At 72.3% G+C, this 408-nt stretch carries 1 pseudogene; it reads left to right on the top strand.

The features are described from left to right. Positions 1-408 (top strand): annotated as a pseudogene (locus AB0B25_RS10245) (histidine kinase); the annotation flags it as partial.

The raw sequence follows: 408 nt of genomic DNA, 5'->3' as shown, positions 1-408 counted from the left end.
GAGTCGGCGTCGGGTGGTTTGCCGCAGCGGGAGTCGGTCTCGGGTGGTTTGCCGCAGCGGGAGTCGGCGTCGGGTGGTTTGCCGCAGCGGGAGTCGGTCTCGGGTGGTTTGCCGCAGCGGGAGTCGGCGTCGGGTGGTTTGCCGCAGCGGGAGTCGGCGTCGGGTGGTTTGCCGCAGCGGGAGTCGGTCTCGGGTGGTTTGCCGCAGCGGGAGTCGGTCTCGGGTGGTTTGCCGCAGCGGGAGTCGGTCTCGGGTGGTTTGCCGCAGCGGGAGCCGGGTGCCAGTGGCCTGCCGCAGCGTCAGCCGGGATCGAATGGCTTGCCGCAGCGTGAGCGGGGAGCGACGGGTTTGCCGCAGCGTCAGCCGGCGCCGAACCTGTCGCAGCGGGATGCGACGCCCGGCGGTCTG

It is taken from the genome of Nocardia sp. NPDC049190, from assembly GCF_040648115.1.
Taxonomy (GTDB): domain Bacteria; phylum Actinomycetota; class Actinomycetes; order Mycobacteriales; family Mycobacteriaceae; genus Nocardia.
This window is presented reverse-complemented; position numbering and strand designations above follow the sequence as displayed.